General features: G+C 66.3%; 5 protein-coding genes. 4 read left to right on the top strand and 1 reads right to left on the bottom strand.

The window, feature by feature from the left end:
- Positions 1 to 29: 29 nt before the first annotated feature.
- From hisA to HNH97_RS16400, 4 genes are all read left to right on the top strand, one after another.
- Positions 30 to 1,376 carry a 1-(5-phosphoribosyl)-5-[(5-phosphoribosylamino)methylideneamino]imidazole-4-carboxamide isomerase gene (gene hisA / locus HNH97_RS16415; protein ID WP_110913446.1) on the top strand — a complete coding sequence of 449 codons (1,347 nt, stop codon included), beginning with the start codon at positions 30 to 32 and terminating at the stop codon, positions 1,374 to 1,376.
- Positions 1,376 to 2,137: an imidazole glycerol phosphate synthase subunit HisF gene (gene hisF / locus HNH97_RS16410; protein WP_110913447.1), complete on the top strand. Its 762-nt coding sequence runs from the start codon at positions 1,376 to 1,378 to the stop codon at positions 2,135 to 2,137. The genes hisA and hisF overlap by 1 nt, the downstream gene beginning before the upstream one ends.
- Positions 2,138 to 2,190: 53 nt before the next feature.
- Positions 2,191 to 2,667: a phosphoribosyl-ATP diphosphatase gene (locus HNH97_RS16405; protein WP_171791610.1), complete on the top strand. Its 477-nt coding sequence runs from the start codon at positions 2,191 to 2,193 to the stop codon at positions 2,665 to 2,667.
- 115 nt (positions 2,668 to 2,782) lie between these two features.
- Positions 2,783 to 3,160, top strand: coding sequence for a histidine triad nucleotide-binding protein (locus tag HNH97_RS16400; RefSeq protein ID WP_171791609.1), 378 nt, complete (start codon positions 2,783 to 2,785; stop codon positions 3,158 to 3,160).
- Positions 3,161 to 3,286: 126 nt separating this feature from the next.
- Here the strand turns inward: HNH97_RS16400 and HNH97_RS16395 are convergent, their stop codons facing one another.
- The gene (locus HNH97_RS16395; protein WP_171791608.1) at positions 3,287 to 5,101 is read right to left on the bottom strand and encodes an ABC transporter ATP-binding protein; all 1,815 of its coding nucleotides are present in this window, start codon (positions 5,099 to 5,101) and stop codon (positions 3,287 to 3,289) included.
- Positions 5,102 to 5,325 lie beyond the last annotated feature (224 nt).

Here is a 5,325-nt window from a genome sequence, read left to right as displayed (position 1 = left end):
CCGCCATGGACGCGGCATAAGGGGCCAGCATGAACACCGCCCCCGCCCCGCGCCTGACCACGGAACGGCTGCAGTCCCTGTCGGAAGACGACCTGCAGTCGCTGTGCGAGGCCACGCATGCCGCGATCCTGGATGGCGGTGGATTCGGCTGGCTGTCGCCGCCGCCCCATGACGTGCTGGAACGCTATTTCCGCGGCCTGCTGCTGGTGCCCGAACGCCAGTTGTTCGTCGCGCGCCATGACGGCGTGATCGTCGGCGCGGCGCAGATGGTCCGCCCGCCACGCAATAACGAGGCGCAGGCGATGAGTGCGGCGCTGATGCATTTCTATATCGCGCCCTATGCCCGTGGGCTGGGGCTGGGCCGCATGCTGCTGACCGAGGTGGAGCAGTGCGCCCGCGCGATGGGCTACCAGATCCTCAACCTCGACGTCCGCGCGACGCAGGAGGACGCCGTCGCCCTGTTCCGCGCGCACGGATTCTATCACTGGGGCACGCATCCCAGCTACGCCCGCGCGAACGGACAGACCGTCAGCGGGCTTTTCTTCACCAAGCGCCTGCAGGATGATGATCGGATCGTGCCCGCCCATCCGCAGGATACCTTTACCCCCATCCCTGCCGCAGGACATGCCGCCGTGACCGGACACAGCCTGACACTCTATCCCGCAATCGACCTCAAGGACGGATCGTGCGTGCGCCTGCGCCGTGGCGAAATGGACCATGCCACCGTCTATTCCGACGATCCCGGCGCACAGGCGCGCGCATGGATCCATGCCGGTTACAGATGGCTGCATGTCGTGGACCTCAACGGCGCGTTCGCCGGGCGTTCGGCCAATACCGAGGCGATCGAGGCCATCATCGCCAACGCCACCGTCCCGGTGCAGCTTGGCGGGGGCCTGCGTGACCTCGAAAGCATCGGCCACTGGCTGTCGGCGGGGATCACGCGCGTCATCCTTGGCAGTGTCGCGGTCAAGAACCCCGACCTGGTGCGTGAGGCATGCCGCCTGTTCCCCGGCCGCATCGTCGCGGGCATCGACGCGCGCAGCGGGCAGGTCGCGACCGAAGGCTGGGCCGAAACGTCGGAGATGAAGGCGGTGGACCTTGGCCTGCGGATGCAGGATGCGGGCGTCGCCAGCGTGATCTTCACCGAAATCAGCCGTGACGGCATGCTGACGGGCATCGACATCGCACAGACCGCCGAACTGGCGAACACGCTCGACATTCCCGTCATCGCCAGCGGCGGGGTCGGCAGCCTCGAACATCTTGAGGCCCTGCGCGCCGCCACCGCGCAGGCACCGGGGATCGAGGGCGTGATCGTCGGGCGGGCGCTGTATGACGGGCGGATCAACCCGGCGGACGCGCTGCGGGTGCTGGCCTGATGCTGAAACTTCGCGTCATCCCCTGCCTTGACGTCAAGAACGGGCGCGTGGTCAAGGGCGTGAACTTCGTCTCCCTGCGCGATGCGGGCGACCCGGTGGAACAGGCGGCGGTCTATGACGCGGCGGGGGCGGATGAACTGACGTTCCTCGACATCACCGCCAGCAGCGAAAACCGCGACACCATCCTCGATGTCGTCAACCGCACGGCCGAACGCATCTTCCTGCCGCTGACGGTGGGGGGGGGCGTGCGCACGACCGACGACATGCGCCGCCTTCTGCTGGCGGGCGCGGACAAGTGCGCGATGAACTCCGCCGCGGTCTCCCGCCCCGAACTCATCAGCGAGGCGGCGCAGAAATTCGGCAGCCAGTGCGTGGTCGTCGCCATCGACGCGCGTTCGGACGGGCATGGGTCGTGGGAGGTCTATACCCATGGCGGGCGCACGCCGACCGGGCGCAACGTCATCGACTGGTGCCGGGAGGTGGCCGAACGTGGCGCGGGCGAGATCCTGATGACCAGCATGGACCGCGACGGCACGGGCAAGGGATTCGACCTCGATCTGCTGCGCGCGGCATGTGGCGCGGTGCGCGTGCCGATCGTCGCCTCCGGCGGGGTGGGCGACCTGCAGCATTTCGTCGAAGGGGCAAAGGCGGGCGCGACCGGGCTTCTGGCCGCCAGCGTCTTTCACTTCGGGCAGTTCACCATCCCGCAGGTCAAGCAGGCGCTGGCCCAGGCGGGCCTGCCGGTGCGCCAGACCTGCTGATCCACGCCCCCTCCGCCCACACGCACAGTCGCCACGCACGGAAAGGACAGACGATGCCCAAGCCCCCCAAATCCAAGCCCGCCGCCGACAAGCCCGCCAAGACGAAGAAGGCCGCCGCCCCCAAGGCCCCGGCCAAGGCGGTGTCCAAGGCCGCGACCAAGGCGCGGGCCGCCGACCTGATCGAGGAAATGCCACTGGCGACACCCGATGTACTCGACCGACTGTTCGCGGTGGTGAGTTCGCGTCGCGGCACCGATACGTCCATCAGCCATTCGGCCCGCCTGCTGGCGCGCGGACGGCGCAAGATCGCGCAGAAATTCGGCGAGGAAGCGGTCGAATGCCTGATCGAGGCTGTGGCGGGCAACCGTGACGAACTGATCAGCGAAAGCGCCGACGTACTGTACCACCTGATCGTCATGTGGGTGGATGCGGGCGTGGAACCGGGCGAGGTCTGGTCCGAACTGCTGCGCCGCGAGGGGACAAGCGGCATCGCCGAAAAGGCCGCCCGCCCCCGCGACCCGCTGGCGTGAACGCCGTGACGCATGGACAGGGGGTCGATATGCCCTGCCCATGCGTGATATTGTGCGATACGCTGCCATGCGGCACCATTGGCCCCACACCATCTGACAGAGGACACCCAAAGACATGGCCGTAAAGGGAAGCGTACCGTACGATCCGCAAAACGTCTTCGCGCGTATCCTGCGTGGCGAACTGCCGTGCAACAAGGTCTATGAAAACGACTACGTCCTTGCCTTCCACGACATCGCGCCCAAGGCGCCGATCCATGTGCTGGTGATCCCCAAGGCGCCGTATGTTTCCTTTGCCGATTTCAGCCAGAACGCGTCGGAGGCGGAAATCACCGGCTTCACCCGCGCCGTGGGACAGGTCGCGCGCATCCTGCAGGTCGATGGGCCGGGATACCGCCTGCTGTCGAACGTAGGCGAGGAAGGCGGGCAGGAAGTCCCGCATTTCCATGTCCATATCTTCGCGGGCCGTGCGCTTGGCCCGATGCTGCCGGAATAATTCCTGTCGGTGCCTGTCAAAAACTGACTGCCAAAAATTTAAAAGTTTTTGGGTGTCGCCTTTTTTCAAAAAGGCGACGTTCTTCGAAGCTTTTTGAAAAAAGCTTCACCAAAAACCTTTAGGACTTCAGGCCGACACCGCATTCCCCGCCTGCAACGCGAACAGGTGGTGATACAGCCCGTCGGGGCGGGCCATCAGGGCCTCATGCGTCCCGTCCTCGCACACCTGTCCGTGGCGGAAGACGATGATGCGGTCCAGCCCCACCACGGTGGACAGGCGGTGGGCGATCACCAGAACCGTCCGCCCCGCCATCAGCCGTTCCATCGCCTGCTGCACCAGTTGCTCCGATTGTGAATCGAGGCTGGAGGTCGCCTCGTCCATGACGAGGATGCGCGCATTGCTCAGGAACGCGCGCGCAATGGCGATCCGCTGGCGCTCGCCCCCCGACAGCTTGACCCCGCGTTCACCCACCATCGTCGCATATCCCTGCGGCAGGCGTTCGATGAAGTCCGCCGCATTGGCCAGGCGCGCCGCCTGCGCGATTTCGGCCATGGTCGCATCGGGCCGGCCATAGGCGATATTGTCACGCAGGGAACGGTGGAACAGCAAAGGCTCCTGCGGGACGATGGCGATGGACGACCGGACGGAGGCCTGCGTCACGGTGGCGATGTCAATGCCGTCAATGGTGATCCGTCCCGCCCGCACATCATACAGCCGTTGCAGCAGCTTCGTCAGCGTCGTCTTGCCCGACCCCGACGGCCCCACCAGCCCGACACGGCTGCCCGCCGGGATATCGAGGTTGAGGTCCGTAAACAGCGGCGCGCGTCCCTGCCGGCCATAGCCGAACCCCACATGTTCAAAACGGATATGTCCCTGTGTGACATGCAGCGCGGGCGCGCCGGGCGGGTCCTCCACACCGGCGGGACGGGCAAACAGGCTGACGAGTTCGTCCATCTCGTTCACCGAACGCTGCACGATGGAAATCTGCTGCCCGATATCGCGCAGGTATCCCTGCACCACGAACATCATCGTCAGCACATAGGCCACATCCCCGGCATTGGCGCGCCCATGCGCCCACAGCACCACCACGGCGGCAATCATGCCGATCCGCATGAGCAGCGCCGCCAGCGCCTGGAGGTTGGCGCTGTTGGTGCCACGCAGCCATGAACGCACGGTGCGCCGCCGCCAGCGCCCGACAATCCATGCCAGGTGCGCGTCCTCGCGCTGTTCCGCGCCGCTGGCCTTCACCACGGCGTTGCACGTCACCGCGTCCGCCAGCGCCGCACCCATGCGCGTATCCCACGAATTCGCAAGGCGCGAGGCCGGTGCGACATACTGCAACGTCAGCACCACCGACAGCGCCACCAGCGCCACCGATCCCGCCGCCAGCAGCAGTCCCATCACCAGCCAGTGCAGGCCCAGCACCAGCGTGGTCACCACCAGCACCAGCGCCTCCGGCAGCAGCAGGAGCATGATGGTATCACCCAGCGTATCCATCGCCCATGTGCCGCGCGTGATCTGGCGCACGGTGGAACCGGCGAAATTGTTGGCGTGCCATTCGCTGGAAAAACGCTGCACGCGGGCAAAGGCCCCGGTCATGATGTTTTCCATGACGCGGGCATTGAGGTGCGTGATCCCCCGATAGGACGCACGCCGCCCCAGCACGCCCGCCAGCCCCAGCGCGGTCAGCCCCGCGATCATGACCATCGCGTCATGCCGGCCGTCCGCCGCCGCATGCGCCACGTCATCGACAAGCCGTCCCGCCAGCAGCGGCGTCAGCACATCCGTCAGCGTCGCGACCAGCACCCCGCCCAGCGTCCATGCCAGCAGGCGCGGATGCATCCGCCAGCGCGCGATGGCGAAGCCAAGGACGGCGACAAAGGTCCGCCGCGCCCGCGCGGGATCGCGCGACGGGGGAGAAGAAAGTGTGGAACTGGTCATATATATCCCGATACCGCACGCGCGACCGGCCCGTCGCGCGCATGCATGTGGTGGTACGATGCAAGGGAATGCGCACGACTATCCGACCTTGTGGCCGTGAAACAAGCACCAAAGTGGCGTGGGGCACGGATTTACAGAAGATTGCAAAGGGTGGACAAAGGTCCCATTGCCCCACCGTGATGCAGGATCGTGCATGACCGCCACCGCCCGCCCCACTTCCCGGC

It is taken from the genome of Gluconacetobacter entanii, from assembly GCF_013155425.1.
GTDB lineage: Bacteria > Pseudomonadota > Alphaproteobacteria > Acetobacterales > Acetobacteraceae > Novacetimonas > Novacetimonas entanii.
The sequence above is the reverse complement of the archived record's forward strand: the minus strand, read 5'-3'. Positions and strand labels throughout refer to the sequence as shown.

Excerpts from the sequence above, each read along its gene's own strand:
- hisA (WP_110913446.1), top strand. The coding sequence starts at position 30 with ATGAACACCGCCCCCGCCCCGCGCCTGACCACGGAACGGCTGCAGTCC.
- hisF (WP_110913447.1), top strand. The coding sequence starts at position 1,376 with ATGCTGAAACTTCGCGTCATCCCCTGCCTTGACGTCAAGAACGGGCGC.
- HNH97_RS16405 (WP_171791610.1), top strand. The coding sequence starts at position 2,191 with ATGCCCAAGCCCCCCAAATCCAAGCCCGCCGCCGACAAGCCCGCCAAG.
- HNH97_RS16400 (WP_171791609.1), top strand. The coding sequence starts at position 2,783 with ATGGCCGTAAAGGGAAGCGTACCGTACGATCCGCAAAACGTCTTCGCG.
- HNH97_RS16395 (WP_171791608.1), bottom strand. The coding sequence starts at position 5,101 with ATGACCAGTTCCACACTTTCTTCTCCCCCGTCGCGCGATCCCGCGCGG.